The organism is Arthrobacter sp. ok909 (assembly GCF_900104405.1).
Classification (GTDB): domain Bacteria; phylum Actinomycetota; class Actinomycetes; order Actinomycetales; family Micrococcaceae; genus Arthrobacter; species Arthrobacter humicola.
In genome coordinates, this window is record NZ_FNJS01000007.1 from 24,317 (window position 1) to 41,778 (window position 17,462).

Here is a 17,462-nt window from a genome sequence, read left to right on the forward strand (position 1 = left end):
AATAAAGTTCATTTATTTATTCGGCGCTGGCCTGCGGCAGGGCAGCGCCGGGACGTGTACCTGCGGCGGGGCCGAGACCGGCTCCTACGGCCGGCCCCCGGGCCGCGCCGCCACGGGGGAGCCCTCCCCGATGCGCGGGCCGTAAGGCCCTAGACCATGGAATGGACCCAGCAGACTCTGGGCGTATGACTGAAACGAACCCGGGGCCGGCTCCGGACATCAAGACCGCCCAACTCAAGGAGCAGCCGACGGCGGTGGTACGCGAGACCGTCCCGATGAATGCGCTCCGTGACTTTTTTGGCCGTGCCTTCGGCGCGGTCACGGGGGCGGTCCAGGCGCAGCATGTCCAGCTGGCCGGACCCCCGTTCGCGCTCTATCGGGGGATGCCGACCGACGTCGTCGACGTCGAGGCGGGGTTCCCGCTCGCCGCGCCCTTTACGAACGCCGGCGGCGAGGCCACGACGGTCATTGCCGGGACTCTCCCCGCGGGCCAGGCATACGAGGCACTGCACATGGGTTCCTATGAATCGCTGCAGCACACCTACGGGGCGATCATGGAGCGGATGCGGGAAGACGGAGTGAGTCCGGGGGAGGCAATGTGGGAGTACTACCTTAGCGATCCGGGCGCCGAACCGGACCCGTCAAAATGGCAGACCCTCGTGGTCTGGCCGGTCGCCTGAAATACCTGCCGGAACAACCCTCGGGAGGACATACGGAACGGCATCTGAAAAAGAGCGGCCGGCACTGTTGGCATCGTGTCGGGGGCACTGTTTACGGCGCCGTTAGGGCGCTGTTTAGGGGCCATGCCCCGTCGCTTCCGGTGCCGTGAATGACTCATAGTGTCTGATTGGCCACACTATTCTTCAACTCCATGCATAATGTCCTAAACTGCTTCACTGAGGTGCCTGAAATGGCGCTGCGCAGCAACGAAAGTGAACCCCGATATGGCTACCGATTACGACGCCCCACGCAAGACAGAAGAAGAGTCTCCCGCTGAGTCACTGGAGGCCCTCCAGGCGTCACGCGGTGGTGGCGCCCAGACCGCTGTGATCGACGTCGACGAGAACGACACCGCGGAAGGCATCGATCTTCCGGGTGCGGATCTGTCCGGCGAAGAGCTGACCGTCATTGTTGTTCCCGAGCAGTCCGATGAATTCACGTGCTCCTCCTGCTTCCTGGTCCGTCACCGGTCCCAGGTGGCCCGCGAAAAGAACGGCATGAAGTACTGCCGCGACTGCGAAGGCTAAGAAACCAGCTGGCAGCCTGGCTGCTCCCCGCAGCGGCTGACACAACACTGATGGCCCAAGCCTGATGGCCCAAGCCTGATGGCACAGTGGAGCCACTTGAGGCGCCGGACCCGCAAGGGTGCCGGCGCTTCGCCGTTCCCGGCATGGACCGCCGCTCGACCTGCGATGAGGCCATGGGCTTCGGTGGTGACATCAGTCCGTGACCAGCGACGCGTCACCCTAACGGTTGGGCGCCGAAACTGTCGAGGGCCTCGCCCGCCGGTTCGGGCCCGCCTAGGCTGAGTAGGTCTGATCGTGCTGGCTGTTCAGCCAGCTTCAGGGGGTGGCGGCTTTGAAGAAGACCCAGTTGCAGAAGATCCAGTTGCAGAAGATCCAGGCACTGCTTGGGGCAGTGCTGATGGCTGTGGGGCTCGGGGTGTTGGCACCGTCCCCGGCCGTCGCGGACCCCTACTGCGGCCTGGTCTGGGGTTCACTGCTCAAGACGGATCCGGCCATGAGTCAGCCCAAAGTGGTCAACGTCCGGACCGGACAGCATTACTGTTTTGACCGGCTGGTCATTGACCTCAACGGCCCTGTGGCTGGCTACACCGTGCGCTACGTTCCCCAGGTGGTGCAGGACGGGTCCGGGCTGCCCGTTCCGCTGCGGGGTCAGGCTTTCATTCAGCTCACGGTCAACGCGCCGGCCTATGACGACGCCGGCAACCCCACCTACAACCCGGCGAACAAGAATGAACTCTCCAACGTGGCCGGGTACCAGACGTTCCGGCAGGTGGCGTGGGCGGGCAGCTTCGAGGGCTACAGCAGCCTCGGGCTCGGGGTCCGAGCGCGGCTGCCGTTCCGGGTCCTTACCCTGCCCGGTCCGGGCTCCGGCTCACGGCTCGTGGTGGACGTCGCGCACTTCTGGTAAGTCCGACGGCGGCGGGCCGCCTTGAGTGGCCGGCCCGCCAGCGGCTGAGGTTGATCTGGAGGACGGCCGCGGCGCTCGCGGTCAGCCAGCCTGCCAGGACACGGGAAGATGCTTTACCCCATAGACGATCGTGCTTTCCATCCGCTCCAACTGTGCCTCGGGGTCCACTGCCAGGCCGGGCAACCGGGAGAGCACGGCCTGCAGCGCGATCTTGGCCTCGAGCCGGGCCAGGGGAGCCCCGAGGCAGAAGTGGATGCCCTGCCCGAAGGCGAGGTGACGGTTGGGGGAGCGGCCGACGTCGAACACTTCGGGATCCGGGAACTGCTCCCCGTCGCGGTTCGCCGAGCCGATCCAAGCCACTAGGGGCGATCCCGCAGGAATCGACCGGTCGTGCAGCGTGGTGTCCACGGCCGAGATCCGGTACATGGACTGCACGGGGGAGCGGTAGCGCAGCACCTCTTCGATCGCCTGCGGGAGCAGGGCCGGGTCGGCGACAAGGCGCTCCGCCGTGCCCAGCGATTCGGTGAAGCACAGTACGGCATTGCCGATCAGGTTGGTGGTGGTCTCGTTGCCCGCGACGAGCAACAGGGCGCAGAATCCGAGCAGCTCGATGACGCTGAGTTTCTGCCCGTCGATCTCAGCCGCGAGGAGCGCGCTGATCAAATCACTGCCCGGCTGGTGGCGCCGCTCCTCGATCATGCCCATGAAGTACTCCGCCATTTCCCGGTGGGTATCGGGGTGGCCGGACTCGTCGGCGCCCGGGGCTTGGCTCACGATCATGTCAGACCACTGCTTGAACCGGTCCCGGTCCGCGGCCGGGATGCCCATGAGCTCCGCGATCACGATCACCGGGAGTGGATAGGCCAACTGATCGATCAGGTCCGTGCTGCCCGTGGCAACGACCGGATCCAGTAACTCGTGTGTGAGTGCCAATATGCGCGGGGCGAGTGCTTCCACCGACCGTGGCGTGAACGCCTGCGTCACGAGGGAACGCAGCTGGCGGTGCCTGGGCGGATCCGTGTTGATCAGGCTGGCAGCGAACAGTTGCCCTGTTTCGGTCGGATTGTCCCCGCCCATCCGGGAAGAGAACGTGGCGTGCTCGGACAGGACGCGCTGCACGTCGTCATAGCCGAAGACGTGCCAGACGCCGGTCTCCTCATCCTGGAAGACAGGGTCGCTGCGCCGCAAGGCTTCGTACTGGGGAAACGGGTTCAACGGCTCCAGAGCCGGAAAATGCACCATGGCTGGCCTTCCTGATGAGGCGGGCGGCCGATGCGTCGTGGGTCAGGGGCTATGAGCAGTGGACCAAGCGCGACGGATCAACCGCGCCGGACCAAGGCTCCAACGGGGCGGGCCGCATGGCCCCGTCAGGACCCACCCTAGTACCGTCCAGCGGGCTGCGCACGGGTTAAGTCGGAAACTTGTCGACTACGCCGACGACCCCGAGCAGGCCTTCGAACCCCAGTCAAGGATTACCCCCCGACGACGCAACGACTACCTCAGCCAGCTCTCCGAGGCCACCTCCGGCGGCATCACGCGAGCCATTTTTCCGCAGGGCCCGGTCCTCAACGAGGCCGTCTAAGCAGCCCTGCCACGGTTGGTCAGCTTACTTAGTAAGCTGACCGAGAAATTCCTCCCGGAGCCGTCGCGGCCCGGCGTTGCCCTGCGGTAGCGTCGGAGATACCGGCCGGAGCGCCGCCAGATGGCGCACGAGGCCTTCACTGCACCGGTTCTATCGAGGAGGACGCATGAAAGCATCACCCACACTGACGAACAACCTGCAGGCGGTTCTGGTGGACCTGATTGAACTGCATGTCCAGGGCAAGCAGGCGCACTGGAACATCGTGGGAACCAACTTCCGGGACCTCCACCTTCAGCTTGATGAGATCATCGACGCCGCCCGGGGATTCGCCGACGACCTCGCCGAGCGCATGCGCGCCCTCCACGCCCTGCCGGACGGCCGCAGCTCCACGGTTTCCAAGTCCACCGCACTCGCGGAGTTCCCCGCGGGCCTGATCAACACCAAGGATGCCATCGAGCGGATTGTCGCGGCCCTGGAAGCGGCCGTCGGCACAATGCGCAAGGTGCACGATGAAGTGGACGAGGAAGATCCCACCACCGCAGACCTCCTGCATGAGTTCATTGCGAAGTTTGAACAGTATGCGTGGATGGTCAACGCGGAAACCATGAAGGCCACCGCCAGCGTGACCACACCGGAAAGCAAATAGAGGCCGGCTCCCACCGCACAGCCGTGACGTCCGGCGCCGGGTTCTCCCGGCGCCGGACGTCGTGTTTTAAGCGCCCCCTTGACTTCCCTCCGGGGCCGAGAATACTTAAGGATGTGCTTAACAATTCAGCGGAGCACCGGCTCAGTGAGCGGGAGCTCGACGGCGTCTTTCACGCACTCGCCGACTCCACCCGCCGCGCGATCGTGGTCCGGCTCTGCGACGGGCCGGCTTCGGTCTCGCAGCTGGCCGCGCCGTTCGGGATGAGCCTGCCCGCCGTTGTGCAGCACCTGCAGGTCCTGCAAGCCAGCGGCCTGATCCGCAGCGAAAAAATCGGCAGGGTCCGCAGTTGCAGCATCGACCCTGTCACAGTCCGGCGTGCAGAGGACTGGCTGGGCCAGCGCCGGACGCCGGGGGAGCACCGCCTCGACCGGCTCGAGGACTTCCTGGCCTCCGGTCCGCCCGCCAGGGAAGACGAATCCAGCGAAGAACAATTGCCCTCGAAGAGGAGCGCGCCATGAACATCCCCGTCACCCATGCCAGCTTCAGCCTGGAACGCCGGCTGAACGCCCCGCCGTCGCGCGTATTTCACGCCTTCGCCGACTACGAAAGCAAGAAGAAATGGTTCGGCGGGCCGCCGGAATGGGAGCAGGGCGAATCCAGCCTGGACTTCCGGGTGGGCGGCCGCGAAACCGACGTCGGCGGACCCGTCGGAGGCTTCGTCTCCACCATGCACGCGGTCTACCACGACATCGTCGAGAACGAGCGCATCATCTACAGCTACGAGATGCTGCTGAACGGGGAACGCATGTCGGTCTCGCTCACTACGGTCGAACTTGAGCCCGATGGCGACGGCACCCTGCTGACCTTGACCGAGCAGGGCGCTTTCTTCACTGGGTCCCCGGAAAGTGACGGGACTCAGGTCGCCGGGCGCAAGGAAGGCACGGGCGAGCTCCTTGACGCCCTGCAGAAGTACGTCGACGGCAACTGAGCCGGCTACTTGGCCTTCGGCACAGTCCGGAGCACGATCGCGGCCAGGATGCAGGCCCCGGACATCAGGACCAGCGCGATGGCGGCCGTGATGTGGACGCCGGAGTCGAAGGCAGTACGCGCGGCCGCCGTGACGGATTCCGCCAGGGGAGCGGGGAGCATCCCGGCGAGCTCCACCGCGCCGGCGAGGGTTTCGCCGGCCTGGCTCGTCGCTCCGGCCGGCGCGAGCTCGGACACGCCCGCGGGGAGCCGGAGGTTGCCCTGGTACGAGGCTGTGAGGATGGAACCGAGGATCGCGGTGCCCAGCAGGGACCCCACCTCGTAGCCGGTTTCGGAGATCGCGGCGGCGGCCCCCGACTTGTCGGCCGGTGCGGCGCCCAGGATCAGGTCGTTGGAGATTGTCTCCGCGGCGCCCACTCCCAGGCAGAGGACCATCAGGGCGGCCAGGAGCAGTGACGGCCCGTGGCTGTGGTCGCCGAACGCCACCATGAAATAGCCCGCCGCGCTCAGCAGCAGACCGCCGGCCACGACGAAACCGGGCCGGACCTTCCGCACCAGCGGGACCACCAGCAGGCCGGCAACGACAGTGGCGATGAGGGCTGGGACCATGGCGACGCCGGAGGCCGAGGGGGACTGGCCCTCCAGCAGTTGCAGGTGCTGGGCCAGGAAGAGAATGAATCCGTTGAAGGAGAACAGGGCCAGGACGTTGGCGATGATGGCCGTGCTGAAGATCCGGTTGCCAAAGAGGCTGACATCGAGCATCGGCGCGGTACTGTCGCCGGTCCTGCGGGCTGTGCTGTGGCCTCCGGCCAGGTTGCGCTGGCGCCGGATAAAGACATAGCCCATCAACAGGCCGACGCCGATGCTCGCGAAGGCCTCCGGTGCCGGCCCGTGCGTGGCGAGCGCCTTGATCCCATAGACCACGGGCACCATGACCAGCAGGGACAAGATGATGCTGGGCACGTCGACGCGGCCGGGCTTCGGATCGCGGGATTCCGGGATCAGTGCCGGCCCGAGCACCAGCAGCGGCAGGATGATCGGCACCGCGACCAGCAGGACGGCACCCCACCAGAAGTGTTCCACGAGCCAGCCGCCGGCAATCGGGCCGAGGGCGGCGCCGCCGGAGAAGCCCGCGGCCCAAATCGCCACCGCCAGGCGGCGCCGGTTGGGCTGGGGAAAGATATTGCGGATCAGGGAGAGCGTGGAAGGCATGAGCATGGCGCCGAAGAGGCCTAGCCCGGCGCGGCCCGCGATCAGCCATTCGGCGCTCGGGGCGAACGCTGTCGCGGCCGAAACCGCGGCGAAACCCGCGCTGCCCACGAACAGCAGCCTGCGGCGGCCGATCCTGTCGCCCAGGCTGCCCATCGCGACGAGCAGCCCGGCCAGGACCAGGGGGTAGGCGTCGATGATCCAGAGCAGCTGGACGCCGGAGGCGGACAGGCTGCGGGCGATGGCCGGCAGGGCGAAGGTCAGGGCGGTGTTGTCCACGGCCACGAGCAGGACGGGGAACATCAGCAGGGCCAACGCCACCCAGTCACGCCAGGGTGCCTGGGGCCGGGTGGCCGCCGGGATGCTGGTGGCTGCGGTAATCGATGTGGTGCTCATAGAGCATAACTATACCGTCTGGACGGTACAGTTAAGAAATGCGGGGCCGGGCAGGCATGATGGGAAGCATGCCCAGGAAACCCGTGGCCCGCGAGGCCGTCCTCGATGCCTTCGAATCCCTGCTCATCGAAGTGGGCGAACGCGCCGCGACGCTGGACGCCGTCGCGCGGCGCGCCGGTGTCTCCAAGGGCGGCCTGCTCTACCACTTCCCGACCAAGGAGGCGATGATCTCGGTCCTGCTCGAACGGCTGGACCGGCATCTGGCCGCGGATGTCGCCGCCATGGCCGCGGCTCCGGAAGGCGCGGCGGCGTACTTCATCAAGTCCTCCGTGTGGGCGGACACGCCCATGGACCGCGTCTTCGTGGCGGCCACCCGGCTCGCCGAGGTGGCGCACGAGGAAACCCTGCGCCGCTTCGCCGCCGGCCAGGCGAGCTGGCTGGAACTGCTGGCGGCCGACGTCGGGCCGGCCATGGCGAAGGCTGTCCTGTATATGGGGGACGGTCTCTACTTCAACGCCATGCTCGGCCGGGGGCCCGCCGGTCCGCCTGCCGAAATCGAGGCAGACATCGAGGGTCTCCTGGCCGCCGTCGAGAAGCTGCGCCGCTGAGGCCGTGCTCGCGCTGAGACCTCCGAGGCCGCCGAAGTCGCCGGACGTGTGCGGGTTCGCTCGAACGTTACGGCGACCCGGCACGTTTCCGGCGAATTCGCGGTGCCGGACGCCCCTGGCCGGACGCCCCCTGGCCGGCCGCTCCTCGTAACGTGGGGCCGGCGGCGGGCAGGAGTTTGCGGACGCGCGCCCGGCATAGGACAATGATTCCTGTGACTGTTGTCACCCCCAATTGAATACGCCTTTGATCTGCGGCGGGAGAGTCCTGCAAGTAGGTACAAGCAGGCGCCGTAGGAGCAAATCCTCCCCAGGAATCTCTCAGGCCCACGTACCGCCGCGGCAAGGCACCTCTGGAAAGTGGCAGGCTGTCCTCGACACGCTGTGCTCACCGACGGTGCAAGCGAAGCCCTCTTAAATGCACGGCTGCGCGGAAACTCTCAGGTCCAATACAGAGCGGGGAGGAACCCGAATCAATGTGGCGTACCCAGCGCCGCCTGAGTTATGGAGTTCCTTGTGACTGTTACCCCAGCCTCCACGTCCTTCGTCGACCGGCACATCGGTGCCCGTCGCCAGTCCGACGTCGACGCCATGCTGAAGGCTGTCGGCTACGACACCGTCGACGCCCTGGTGGACACCGCCGTTCCGAAAGACATCCGCCAGGACTCCGACCTCGCTCTCGGCGCGGCCCTGAGCGAAGTGGAAGTCCTCGCCGAGCTGCGCAAGCTGGCCGGCAAGAACAAGACGGCCGTGCAGATGATCGGGCAGGGCTATTACGACACCGTGACCCCGGCCGTGATCCGCCGCAACATCCTCGAGGCCCCGGCCTGGTACACCGCGTACACGCCCTACCAGCCGGAAATCTCCCAGGGCCGGCTCGAGGCGCTGCTGAACTTCCAGACCATGGTCCAGGACCTCGTCGGCCTGCCGATCGCCAACGCCTCGCTGCTGGACGAAGCCACCGCCGTCGCGGAAGCCGTGCTGATGATGCGCCGCGCCAACAAGAACAAGGAAGCGCACGACGGCAAGACCGTCCTCGACGCCGACTGCCTCCCGCAGACCATCGCGATCGTCAAGGGCCGCGCCGAGGCCCTCGGCTTCGAGGTCGAAGTCGCCGATCTGTCCAAGGGCCTGCCCGAAGGCGTCATCAACGGCGTCGTCCTGCAGCAGCCGGGCGTCTCCGGCCGGGTGTTGGACCACAGCGCCGTGATCGCCGAGGCCAAGGAGCGCGGCGCGCTCGTCACGGTCGCCGCCGACCTGCTGTCCCTGACCCTGATCACGTCCCCGGGCGAGCAGGGCGCGGACATCGCCGTCGGCTCCGCCCAGCGCTTCGGCGTGCCGCTGTTCTTCGGCGGCCCGCACGCTGCCTACATGGCCGTCCAGAAGGGTCTCGAGCGCTCCATGCCCGGCCGCCTCGTGGGTGTCTCCAAGGACAACGCCGGCGTTCCGGCCTACCGTCTGGCCCTGCAGACCCGAGAGCAGCACATCCGCCGCGAGAAGGCCACCTCCAACATCTGCACCGCTCAGGCGCTGCTGGCGATCGTGTCATCCTTCTACGCCGTCTACCACGGCCCCGACGGGCTGAAGGCCATCGCCCAGACCGTCCACGGCCACGCCAAGACCATCGCCGCTTCCCTGAAGGCCGCAGGCCTGGACGTGCTGCACACCTCCTTCTTCGACACCGTCACCGTCTCCGTGCCCGGCAAAGCCGCGGAAATCATCGCGGCTGCCGACGCCAGGGGCATCAACCTGCGCGCCATCGACGCCGACACGGTCGGCATCTCCGCCGATGAAGCCACGACGGCGGGCGTCGTCGCCGACGTCGTCGCCGCCTTCGGGGCTACCGTGGTGGATTCCGTAGATGGCTTCGTCCTGGACGCCGCCGTCGAGCGGACCTCCGACTACCTCCAGCACCCGGTGTTCAACACCCACCGCTCCGAAACCCAGCTGCTGCGTTACATCCGCCGCCTCTCAGACCGCGACCTCGCGCTGGACCGCACGATGATCCCGCTGGGTTCCTGCACCATGAAGCTGAACGCAACGGCCGAGATGGAAGCGATTTCCTGGCCGGAGTTCGCCTCCATCCACCCCTTCGCCCCGGAATCCCAGACCGCCGGCTGGCGCGAACTGATCGAGGACCTCGAAGCCCAGCTGACCGAGATCACCGGCTACGACCAGGTCTCCATCCAGCCCAACGCCGGATCCCAGGGTGAGCTCGCCGGCCTGCTGGCCATCCGGGGCTACCACCTCTCCCGCGGCGACGCCCAGCGCAACATCTGCCTCATCCCGGCCTCCGCGCACGGCACCAACGCAGCCTCGGCCGTGCTGGCCGGCATGAAGGTTGTCGTCGTGGCCACCGCCTCCGACGGCACGATCGACCACGCCGACCTGCAGGCCAAGATTGAGCTGCACAAGGACGCGCTCTCCGCGATCATGATCACCTACCCCTCCACCCACGGGGTGTACGACGCCGACGTCCGCGAGGTCTGCGACGCCATCCACGCCGCCGGCGGCCAGGTCTACATCGACGGTGCCAACCTCAACGCCCTCGTCGGGCTGGCCCAGCCGGGCATGTTCGGCGGCGACGTCTCGCACCTGAACCTGCACAAGACCTTCTGCATCCCGCACGGCGGCGGCGGCCCCGGCGTCGGCCCGGTCGCGGCCAAGGCACACTTGGCACCCTTCATGCCGGGCAACGCTGCGGACCCGGCTAACGGCGCCGACGGCACCCCGATCTCCGCCTCCCGCTATGGCTCGGCCGGCGTGCTGCCGATCTCCTGGGCCTATGTGAAGCTCATGGGCGGCCAGGGCCTCACCGAAGCCACCAAGTCGGCCCTGCTCGCGGCGAACTACATCGCGGCCCGCCTCAACGACTCCTTCCCGGTGCTCTACACCGGCGAAGGCGGCCTGGTTGCCCACGAGTGCATCCTGGACCTGCGCGAACTCACGGCCAAGACCGGCGTGACCGCCGAGGACGTCGCCAAGCGCCTGATCGACTACGGCTTCCACGCCCCCACCCTGGCGTTCCCGGTGGCCGGCACCCTGATGGTGGAGCCCACCGAATCCGAGGACCTGGGCGAGATCGACCGGTTCATCACGGCCATGGTCGCCATCCGCGCCGAGATCGACCAGGTGGCCCACGGTGACTTCACCGTTGAGCACAGCCCGCTGCGCAACGCGCCGCACACCGCTGCCGCCGTGATCAGCACCGACTGGACCCGCGAGTACCCGCGCGAGCAGGCCGTCTTCCCGGTCCACACGCTCAAGCAGGACAAGTACTTCCCGCCGGTCGGCCGGATCGACGGCGCCGCGGGCGACCGCCACCTGATCTGCTCCTGCCCTCCCCTCGAAGCCTTCGAGGACCACTCCGACGACTCCGCCAACTCCGCCTCTGAGAACTAGGGACAGCCAACGATGACTGAGAATTACACGGCACTTTACGAAGAGCACAAGAAGCTCGGCGCGTCCTTCACGGACTTCGGCGGCTGGCAGATGCCGCTCAAGTACAGCTCCGAACTCGCCGAGCACCACGCCGTCCGCAACTCCGCGGGCCTGTTCGACCTCTCCCACATGGGCGAAGTCTGGGTCACCGGCCCGGACGCCGCAGCCTTCCTCGACTACGCCCTGGTCGGCAAGATCTCCGTCATGGCGATCGGCAAGGCCAAGTACTCGCTGATCTGCAACGAGGACGGCGGCATCATCGACGACCTCATCACCTACCGCCGTGGCGAGCAGAAGTTCCTCGTCGTGCCCAACGCGGGCAACGCCAAGGTCGTGGCTGCGGCCATGGCCGAGCGGGCAGGTTCTGCCCAAGAAGGCGGATTCGACGTCACCGTCCAGGACGCCTCCGCCGAAACCTCGCTGATCGCCGTGCAGGGTCCCAAAGCGGAGGCCATCCTGCTCCGCCTGGTCCCGGCCGCGCAGCACGAGCTCGTCACCGGCCTGAAGTACTACGCCGCCGTGGACGTCCCCTTCATGGTCGGCGGCGCCAGCCAGGACCTCCTGCTGGCCCGCACCGGCTACACCGGCGAAGACGGCTTCGAGATCTTCGTGGACAACCACGACGCCGCCGCCCTCTGGCAGGCGCTGATCGCCATCGCCGAGGCCGGCGAGCTGACCCCCGCCGGCCTCGCCTCCCGCGACTCCCTGCGGCTCGAGGCCGGCATGCCGCTCTACGGCAACGAACTCTCGCTCGAAGGCGACCCCTTCGCCGCGGGACTGGGCCCCGTCGTCGCGCTGTCCAAGGAAGGCGACTTTATCGGCAAGGCGGCCCTGGCGGCCAAGAAGGAAGCCGGCGCCGGCTCCACCACGGGCCGCAAGCTCGTCGGGCTCAAGGGCCTCGGACGCCGGGCAGGCCGCGGCCACTACCCGGTCCTCAAGGACGGCAACGTGGTCGGCGAGGTCACCTCCGGCCAGCCCTCACCCACTCTGGGCTACCCGGTTGCCATGGCCTACGTCGATGTCGAGTTCACTGAACCCGGCACGGCCCTGGACATCGATCTTCGCGGCAAGACGGAGCCCTTCGAAGTTGTCGCACTGCCGTTCTACAAGCGCGTCAAGTAGTCCAGCTCGTACCGCATCGGGTCCGGGTGCCTCAGCGGTACCCGGCTCCGGGGCCGGCTGGCCTCAGTTTTCACGCGTGCTGCTCCTTCGTCGCTTTGACGCACGCTTTCGAAAACCGCGGCCAGCCAGCCCCTCGAGGGCACGCGGAGGATGGCGAGTCCCGCAGCGTAACCAGGGCACAGCGGCCGCGTAACCCAACCACAATTGATTTAGCACCAACGACCACTCCAAGACTTAGGAAAAACACATGGCAAAAGTTGCCCCTGAACTGCAGTACTCCGACGAGCACGAGTGGGTTGCGCGGGAGGCCGGGAACGTTGTGTCCATCGGCATCTCCGCGGTCGCCACGGACGCCCTCGGCGACATCGTCTATGTTGACCTGCCCGAGGTCGGCTCCGCGGTGACCGCGGGCGAGACCTGCGGCGAGGTCGAATCGACCAAGTCCGTCTCGGACCTGTACGCCCCCGTCACGGGCGAGGTCACCGAAATCAACGCCGCCGTCGTCGAGGACCCCGCGCTGATCAACAGCGATCCGTACGGTGCCGGCTGGCTCTTCAAGGTGGCCGCTGACTCGGACGGTCCGCTGCTCTCGGCGCAGGAATACGCCTCCAAGAACGGGGGCGAACTGTGAGCCCGGCCGCAGGCACGGCAACAGCCGCAGGCACACAGACGCTGGCGTTTGAGCAGGTCGTCTCGCCGAGCCTGGACGCGGACCTGTCCGCCCTGGACCCGGAGATCGCCGCGAAGATCGACGACGAGCTCACCCGCCAGCGCGAGGGCCTGGAGATGATTGCCTCGGAGAACCACACCGCCAGGGCCGTCATGCAGGCACAGGGCTCGGTGTTGACCAACAAGTACGCCGAGGGCTACCCGGGCAAGCGCTACTACGGCGGCTGCGAGCACGTTGACGTGATCGAGCAGCTCGCGATCGACCGGGTCAAGGCCCTGTTCGGCGCGGAGTACGCCAACGTCCAGCCGCACTCCGGCGCCCAGGCCAACGCCTCTGTGATGCACGCCCTGATCCGTCCGGGCGACACCATCATGGGCCTGAACCTGGCGCACGGCGGGCACCTGACCCACGGCATGAAGATCAACTTCTCCGGCCGGCTCTACAACGTCATCCCGTACCAGGTCCGCGAGGATGACCACCGGATCGACATGGCCGAGGTCGAACGCCTGGCCCGGGAGCACAAGCCGCAGCTGATCGTTGCCGGCTGGTCCGCGTACGCCCGCCAGCTCGACTTCGCCGAGTTCCGCCGGATTGCCGACTCCGTGGGCGCCTACCTCATGGTGGACATGGCCCACTTCGCCGGCCTCGTTGCGGCTGGGCTGCACCCGAGCCCGGTACCGCACGCCCACGTCACGACGTCCACCACGCACAAGACCCTCGCCGGTCCGCGCGGCGGCATCATCCTCACCAACGACGCCGACATCGCGAAGAAGATCAACTCCGCGGTGTTCCCCGGCCAGCAGGGCGGCCCGTTGGAGCACGTGATCGCCGGCAAGGCCGTGGCCTTCAAGATTGCTGCGTCCGAAGAGTTCAAGGAACGCCAGGAACGTGTCCTGGCCGGTGCGCGGATCCTCGCCGACCGCCTGGTCCAGCCGGACGTCACCGCCAAGGGGATCAACGTGATCTCCGGCGGCACCGACGTGCACCTGGTCCTCGTGGACCTGCGCAACTGCGAGCTCAACGGGCAGGAAGCCGAGGACCGCCTCGCGGCCATCGACATCACCGTCAACCGCAACGCCGTCCCGTTCGACCCGCGCCCGCCGATGGTCACCTCCGGCCTGCGGATCGGCACCCCGGCGCTGGCCACCCGCGGCTTCGGCGAAGCGGCCTTCACTGAGGTCGCCGACATCATCGCCGAGGCCCTGACCGCCGACGCCGGCGCGGACCTGTCCGGTCTGCGCACCCGGGTGGAGGCCCTCGCCGCCGCCCACCCGTTGTACCCCTCGGTTGATAACCTCGTCTAGGCGACGTATCACTGAAGTAGACACGACGCCGGGCGGGCCGCGGCCACAAGCCGCCGCCCGGCGTCGTGCATCCGGCGGTACTGCCGCCCACCGGCGGCCGCGCCGCCTTCCGGCAAGACCCTCTGCCGGGCCACAGCAAGACCTAGTTAGGAACCGACAATGGCTGTTGGAGTCTTTGACCTCTTTTCCATCGGAATAGGGCCATCCAGCTCGCACACCGTGGGCCCCATGCGGGCCGCCGCCGTCTTCGCCGAAGAACTCAAGGCTTCCGGCGACCTGGACAAGGTGGCGTCGCTGCGCGTTGACCTCTATGGCTCGCTTGCCGCCACGGGCCACGGCCACGGCACGATGACCGCCATCCTGCTCGGGCTCGAGGGCTTCCACCCCGAGCTGATCCTTCCCGAGGAAGTGGAGGGCCGGCTCGCCACGATCGAGGAGACCGGCATCCTGCAACTGGCCGGAGCTGTTCCCCTGCCGTACGGCGTGAAGGACATGGTCCTGCGGCCGCTCACCATCCTGCCCCGGCACACCAACGGGATGACGTTCACCGTCTCGGACGCCGACGGCGAGGTCCTGCACAGCGCCACGTTCTTCTCCGTGGGCGGCGGCTTCATCGTCCGCGAGGGCGAGGAAGAGGCGGCCCTGAAGGAACTCGACGAATCGAAGAAGGAACTTCCCCTGCCGTTCCGCACGGCCGCGGAACTGCTGGGCCGCTGTCAGTCCAAGGGTCTCTCGATCGGTGAGATCATGTTCGTCAACGAGCGCGCCTCGCGTACCGAGGAGGAGATCCGCGAGGGGCTCCTGCACATCTACTCGGTGATGGAGGGCTGCGTCGAGGTCAGCCTCAAGCGCGTCGGGCTGCTGCCCGGCGGCCTCAAGGTCCGGCGTCGGGCCCCCGACTGGCACGAGCGCCTCATGAAGGAGGACAAGGACCGGGACCCGAAGTACTGGCAGGAATGGGTCAACCTGATCGCGCTGGCCGTAAACGAGGAAAACGCCTCGGGCGGCCGTGTGGTCACTGCCCCCACCAACGGCGCCGCGGGCATCATCCCGGCCGTGCTTTACTACGCGCTGCACTTCGCCCCCGGCATGGACAAGGCAACCCAGGCCGACCGCGACGACGTCGTGGTCAAGTTCCTGCTGACCGCGGCCGCCGTCGGGGTGCTGTACAAGGAACAGGCCTCGATCTCCGGCGCTGAGGTCGGCTGTCAGGGCGAGGTGGGCTCGGCGTCGTCGATGGCCGCCGCCGGCCTGGCCGAAGTCATGGGCGGCACGCCCCAGCAGGTGGAAAACGCCGCGGAAATCGCGATGGAGCACAACCTTGGTCTGACCTGCGATCCGATCGGAGGCCTCGTCCAGATCCCCTGCATCGAACGCAACGCGATCGCCGCGGCGAAGGCCATCAACGCCGCCAAGATGGCCCTGTGGGGCGACGGCTCGCACCGGGTTTCCCTCGATGAGGTCATCGTGACCATGCGCGAGACCGGCAAGGACATGAGCTCCAAGTACAAGGAAACCGCGATGGGCGGCCTCGCCGTGAACGTCGTGGAGTGCTAGCGGGCTAGCCGGCGCCCGCCGGGGCCCATTGCGGCGGGCGCTAGTTGTGCAGGGCCGCCCACAGATTCAGCGAGGACGCGAACACGATCCAGGACAGGTAGGGCAGCATCAGCAGCCCTGCCGTCCGGCTGATGGGCCCGAAGAGCAGCACGGTCACGGCCACCGCGACGGCGAGTGCCACGATGATCCCGAACGCGATCCACAGCGCCGGCGTCCCGAGGACCGGGTACAGGGCAAAGAAGGCCGGGGTCCACAGCAGGTTCAGCACCAACTGGACCCCGTAGGCAGTGAGCGCCGTCCTGGACCCTTCGGCGTGTTTGCGCCAGACCAGCCAGCCCGCGACGGCCATGGCGGTGTACAGGAGCGTCCAGACCGGGCCGAAAACCCAGTTGGGCGGGGACCATGGCGCCTTGTCCGCCGTGGCGTACCAGCCGTTGACGTGGTTGGCCGTGGCCAGGCCGCCCAGGGCCGCAACGAGCGCCGACGCGCCGAGGAACACGAACAGTGCGATCACCTGGGAGCCGCTTCCGGCGCCTCGTGAGCGTCCGCCGGGCGCCCCAGGACGGCCTTCCAGCGGTTGTTGCTGAGCCTGCATGAGACCAGCGTAACCGTCTTGTCCGGCCCGGCGGCAGGGTCCGGACCGATAGACTTGGGGCTGCATGTCCGCATGCCGCCGACGCTCGTACCGCAATGATTGGATGCCGCACCCTTGCGTGAATTCACCGCCCGCTTTGCCTCCGCCGAAGAGATTGCCAACTGGGATGCCCACGTCACCGCGAACCCCAACGGCGGCAATCTCCTGCAATCCGAAGCCTTCGCCGAGGTCAAGCAGCACTTTGGCTGGAAACCCCTGCACCTGGTGTACGAGACGGCCGACTACACGAGCTACAACCTGGTCTTGGAGAAGTCCTTCCCGCTGCTCGGAAAGCTGTGGTATCTGATCAAGGGCCCGGACGTGGCGTCTGTCGACGACATCCCCGGGATCACCGCCGCGAACGCGGACTTCGTGAAGCGGGCCAGGCTGGGCGTCTTCGCGATCAAAATCGAGCCGGACATCATCCTCTCCGACGACGCCGTCCGGGTCCTTGAAGGCGCCGGACTCGTCAAGACCCACAACCTGCAGCCGAACGACTCCACGGCGCTCCTTGACATTGAGCCGGAGGAAAACCAGCTGCTGCGCAACCTGCACTCCCGCGGCCGCAATGCCGTGCGCCGGGCCATCCGCGAGGGCGTGGAGGTCCACAACGTCGAGCCCACGGATGAGAACTTCCGGGCCATGTATGCCCTGATGACCACCACGGTGGAGGCCAAATCCCAGGTCCGGGTCCGCGAGTATGAGTACTACCGCCAGTTCTGGACCAACTTCCTGAAGCGGGACCAGGGCAGGCTGCTCTTCGTGTACGAGAACGGCGTGCCCTCGGTGGGCGCGTTCGTGATCAACTACGGCCGCAAGGGCACGTACAAGGACGGCGGTTCGCTGCAGAAGCGGGGCCAGTACGGCGACTCGCACCTTGTGCAGTGGACGGCCATCAACCAGCTCAAGGACCTTGGCTGCACCGAGTACGACTTCTGCGGCACGCCGCCGAGCGACAAGCTCAAGGACACGTCGAACCCGTTCCACGGGCTGGGCCTCTTCAAGACGAGCTTCAGCAAGACCGTGACCGACTTCGTCGGCTGCTACGACCAGGTGCTGAGCCCCTTGAAGTACAAGGCCTGGATGACGGCGGGGGAGCGCGTGGCACGCCAGCTCTACACCCGGCGCACGGGCCAGCAGTTCTACTAGGCCATC

17 protein-coding genes and 1 riboswitch are annotated in these 17,462 nt (G+C 67.2%); of the genes, 14 read left to right on the forward strand and 3 right to left on the reverse strand.

What is annotated here, in order from left to right; all coding sequences use genetic code 11:
- The first annotated feature begins 185 nt into the window (after positions 1 to 185).
- The 3 genes from BLR03_RS07580 to BLR03_RS07590 all read left to right on the forward strand — a co-directional run bounded on the left by BLR03_RS07580 (position 186) and on the right by BLR03_RS07590 (position 2,154).
- Positions 186 to 680 (forward strand): GyrI-like domain-containing protein, encoded by a 495-nt coding sequence (locus BLR03_RS07580; RefSeq protein WP_139184481.1) that lies wholly within the window; start codon positions 186 to 188, stop codon positions 678 to 680.
- A gap of 264 nt (positions 681 to 944) precedes the next feature.
- Positions 945 to 1,247: a DUF4193 domain-containing protein gene (locus tag BLR03_RS07585; RefSeq protein WP_090956868.1), complete on the forward strand. Its 303-nt coding sequence runs from the start codon at positions 945 to 947 to the stop codon at positions 1,245 to 1,247.
- Positions 1,248 to 1,644: 397 nt separating this feature from the next.
- Positions 1,645 to 2,154, forward strand: coding sequence for an AMIN-like domain-containing (lipo)protein (locus tag BLR03_RS07590; protein ID WP_091251572.1), 510 nt, complete (start codon positions 1,645 to 1,647; stop codon positions 2,152 to 2,154).
- Positions 2,155 to 2,235: 81 nt separating this feature from the next.
- Here the strand turns inward: BLR03_RS07590 and BLR03_RS07595 are convergent, their stop codons facing one another.
- Positions 2,236 to 3,396, reverse strand: a complete 1,161-nt coding sequence (locus tag BLR03_RS07595) for a cytochrome P450 (protein WP_091251362.1) — start codon at positions 3,394 to 3,396, stop codon at positions 2,236 to 2,238.
- A 58-nt stretch (positions 3,397 to 3,454) separates the two neighbouring features.
- Between BLR03_RS07595 and BLR03_RS24345 the strand changes: the two genes are divergently transcribed.
- The 4 genes from BLR03_RS24345 to BLR03_RS07615 all read left to right on the forward strand — a co-directional run bounded on the left by BLR03_RS24345 (position 3,455) and on the right by BLR03_RS07615 (position 5,370).
- Positions 3,455 to 3,736 carry a hypothetical protein gene (locus BLR03_RS24345; RefSeq protein ID WP_175460446.1) on the forward strand — a complete coding sequence of 94 codons (282 nt, stop codon included), beginning with the start codon at positions 3,455 to 3,457 and terminating at the stop codon, positions 3,734 to 3,736.
- Between the two features lie 166 nt (positions 3,737 to 3,902).
- Positions 3,903 to 4,382 carry a Dps family protein gene (locus tag BLR03_RS07605; protein ID WP_091251364.1) on the forward strand — a complete coding sequence of 160 codons (480 nt, stop codon included), beginning with the start codon at positions 3,903 to 3,905 and terminating at the stop codon, positions 4,380 to 4,382.
- A 113-nt stretch (positions 4,383 to 4,495) separates the two neighbouring features.
- Positions 4,496 to 4,900 (forward strand): ArsR/SmtB family transcription factor, encoded by a 405-nt coding sequence (locus BLR03_RS07610; protein WP_217639751.1) that lies wholly within the window; start codon positions 4,496 to 4,498, stop codon positions 4,898 to 4,900.
- Entirely contained in the window at positions 4,897 to 5,370 is a 474-nt protein-coding gene (locus tag BLR03_RS07615; RefSeq protein ID WP_091251366.1) for an SRPBCC family protein, read from the forward strand. The genes BLR03_RS07610 and BLR03_RS07615 overlap by 4 nt, the downstream gene beginning before the upstream one ends.
- Positions 5,371 to 5,375: 5 nt before the next feature.
- On the opposite strand, the gene BLR03_RS07620 is transcribed toward BLR03_RS07615, so the two are convergent.
- Positions 5,376 to 6,974, reverse strand: coding sequence for an MFS transporter (locus BLR03_RS07620; RefSeq protein WP_091251368.1), 1,599 nt, complete (start codon positions 6,972 to 6,974; stop codon positions 5,376 to 5,378).
- A 68-nt stretch (positions 6,975 to 7,042) separates the two neighbouring features.
- On the opposite strand from BLR03_RS07620, the gene BLR03_RS07625 reads away from it, so the two are divergent.
- The 6 genes from BLR03_RS07625 (at position 7,043) to BLR03_RS07650 (ending at position 15,673) form a co-directional block, all read left to right on the forward strand.
- Positions 7,043 to 7,582, forward strand: a complete 540-nt coding sequence (locus tag BLR03_RS07625; RefSeq protein WP_091251575.1) for a TetR/AcrR family transcriptional regulator — start codon at positions 7,043 to 7,045, stop codon at positions 7,580 to 7,582.
- A gap of 245 nt (positions 7,583 to 7,827) precedes the next feature.
- Positions 7,828 to 7,926: riboswitch (glycine riboswitch) on the forward strand.
- 157 nt (positions 7,927 to 8,083) lie between these two features.
- Positions 8,084 to 10,981: an aminomethyl-transferring glycine dehydrogenase gene (gene gcvP, locus BLR03_RS07630; RefSeq protein WP_175460447.1), complete on the forward strand. Its 2,898-nt coding sequence runs from the start codon at positions 8,084 to 8,086 to the stop codon at positions 10,979 to 10,981.
- 12 nt (positions 10,982 to 10,993) lie between these two features.
- Positions 10,994 to 12,142 (forward strand): glycine cleavage system aminomethyltransferase GcvT, encoded by a 1,149-nt coding sequence (gcvT, locus tag BLR03_RS07635; RefSeq protein ID WP_091251370.1) that lies wholly within the window; start codon positions 10,994 to 10,996, stop codon positions 12,140 to 12,142.
- 247 nt (positions 12,143 to 12,389) lie between these two features.
- Complete coding sequence (gcvH, locus tag BLR03_RS07640) at positions 12,390 to 12,773, forward strand: glycine cleavage system protein GcvH (protein ID WP_091251371.1); 384 nt, start codon at positions 12,390 to 12,392, stop codon at positions 12,771 to 12,773.
- A 41-nt stretch (positions 12,774 to 12,814) separates the two neighbouring features.
- On the forward strand, positions 12,815 to 14,116 hold the full coding sequence (glyA, locus tag BLR03_RS07645) for a serine hydroxymethyltransferase (protein ID WP_091251579.1): 1,302 nt from the start codon (positions 12,815 to 12,817) through the stop codon (positions 14,114 to 14,116).
- Positions 14,117 to 14,275: 159 nt separating this feature from the next.
- On the forward strand, positions 14,276 to 15,673 hold the full coding sequence (locus BLR03_RS07650; RefSeq protein ID WP_091251373.1) for an L-serine ammonia-lyase: 1,398 nt from the start codon (positions 14,276 to 14,278) through the stop codon (positions 15,671 to 15,673).
- Positions 15,674 to 15,713: 40 nt separating this feature from the next.
- On the opposite strand, the gene BLR03_RS07655 is transcribed toward BLR03_RS07650, so the two are convergent.
- The gene (locus tag BLR03_RS07655) at positions 15,714 to 16,268 is read right to left on the reverse strand and encodes a TspO/MBR family protein (RefSeq protein ID WP_091251375.1); all 555 of its coding nucleotides are present in this window, start codon (positions 16,266 to 16,268) and stop codon (positions 15,714 to 15,716) included.
- A 114-nt stretch (positions 16,269 to 16,382) separates the two neighbouring features.
- On the opposite strand from BLR03_RS07655, the gene BLR03_RS07660 reads away from it, so the two are divergent.
- Positions 16,383 to 17,456, forward strand: coding sequence for a lipid II:glycine glycyltransferase FemX (locus BLR03_RS07660; protein WP_091251378.1), 1,074 nt, complete (start codon positions 16,383 to 16,385; stop codon positions 17,454 to 17,456).
- Positions 17,457 to 17,462: the final 6 nt, after the last annotated feature.

What these genes read in the sequence shown, in the direction of transcription:
- BLR03_RS07615 (WP_091251366.1), top strand. Translation starts at nt 4,897, where the DNA reads ATGAACATCCCCGTCACCCATGCCAGCTTCAGCCTGGAACGCCGGCTG.
- BLR03_RS07655 (WP_091251375.1), bottom strand. Translation starts at nt 16,268, where the DNA reads ATGCAGGCTCAGCAACAACCGCTGGAAGGCCGTCCTGGGGCGCCCGGC.
- gcvT (WP_091251370.1), top strand. Translation starts at nt 10,994, where the DNA reads ATGACTGAGAATTACACGGCACTTTACGAAGAGCACAAGAAGCTCGGC.
- gcvH (WP_091251371.1), top strand. Translation starts at nt 12,390, where the DNA reads ATGGCAAAAGTTGCCCCTGAACTGCAGTACTCCGACGAGCACGAGTGG.
- BLR03_RS07620 (WP_091251368.1), bottom strand. Translation starts at nt 6,974, where the DNA reads ATGAGCACCACATCGATTACCGCAGCCACCAGCATCCCGGCGGCCACC.
- gcvP (WP_175460447.1), top strand. Translation starts at nt 8,084, where the DNA reads ATGGAGTTCCTTGTGACTGTTACCCCAGCCTCCACGTCCTTCGTCGAC.
- BLR03_RS07585 (WP_090956868.1), top strand. Translation starts at nt 945, where the DNA reads ATGGCTACCGATTACGACGCCCCACGCAAGACAGAAGAAGAGTCTCCC.
- BLR03_RS07625 (WP_091251575.1), top strand. Translation starts at nt 7,043, where the DNA reads ATGCCCAGGAAACCCGTGGCCCGCGAGGCCGTCCTCGATGCCTTCGAA.
- BLR03_RS07650 (WP_091251373.1), top strand. Translation starts at nt 14,276, where the DNA reads ATGGCTGTTGGAGTCTTTGACCTCTTTTCCATCGGAATAGGGCCATCC.
- BLR03_RS07605 (WP_091251364.1), top strand. Translation starts at nt 3,903, where the DNA reads ATGAAAGCATCACCCACACTGACGAACAACCTGCAGGCGGTTCTGGTG.
- BLR03_RS07590 (WP_091251572.1), top strand. Translation starts at nt 1,645, where the DNA reads ATGGCTGTGGGGCTCGGGGTGTTGGCACCGTCCCCGGCCGTCGCGGAC.
- BLR03_RS07580 (WP_139184481.1), top strand. Translation starts at nt 186, where the DNA reads ATGACTGAAACGAACCCGGGGCCGGCTCCGGACATCAAGACCGCCCAA.
- BLR03_RS07595 (WP_091251362.1), bottom strand. Translation starts at nt 3,396, where the DNA reads ATGGTGCATTTTCCGGCTCTGGAGCCGTTGAACCCGTTTCCCCAGTAC.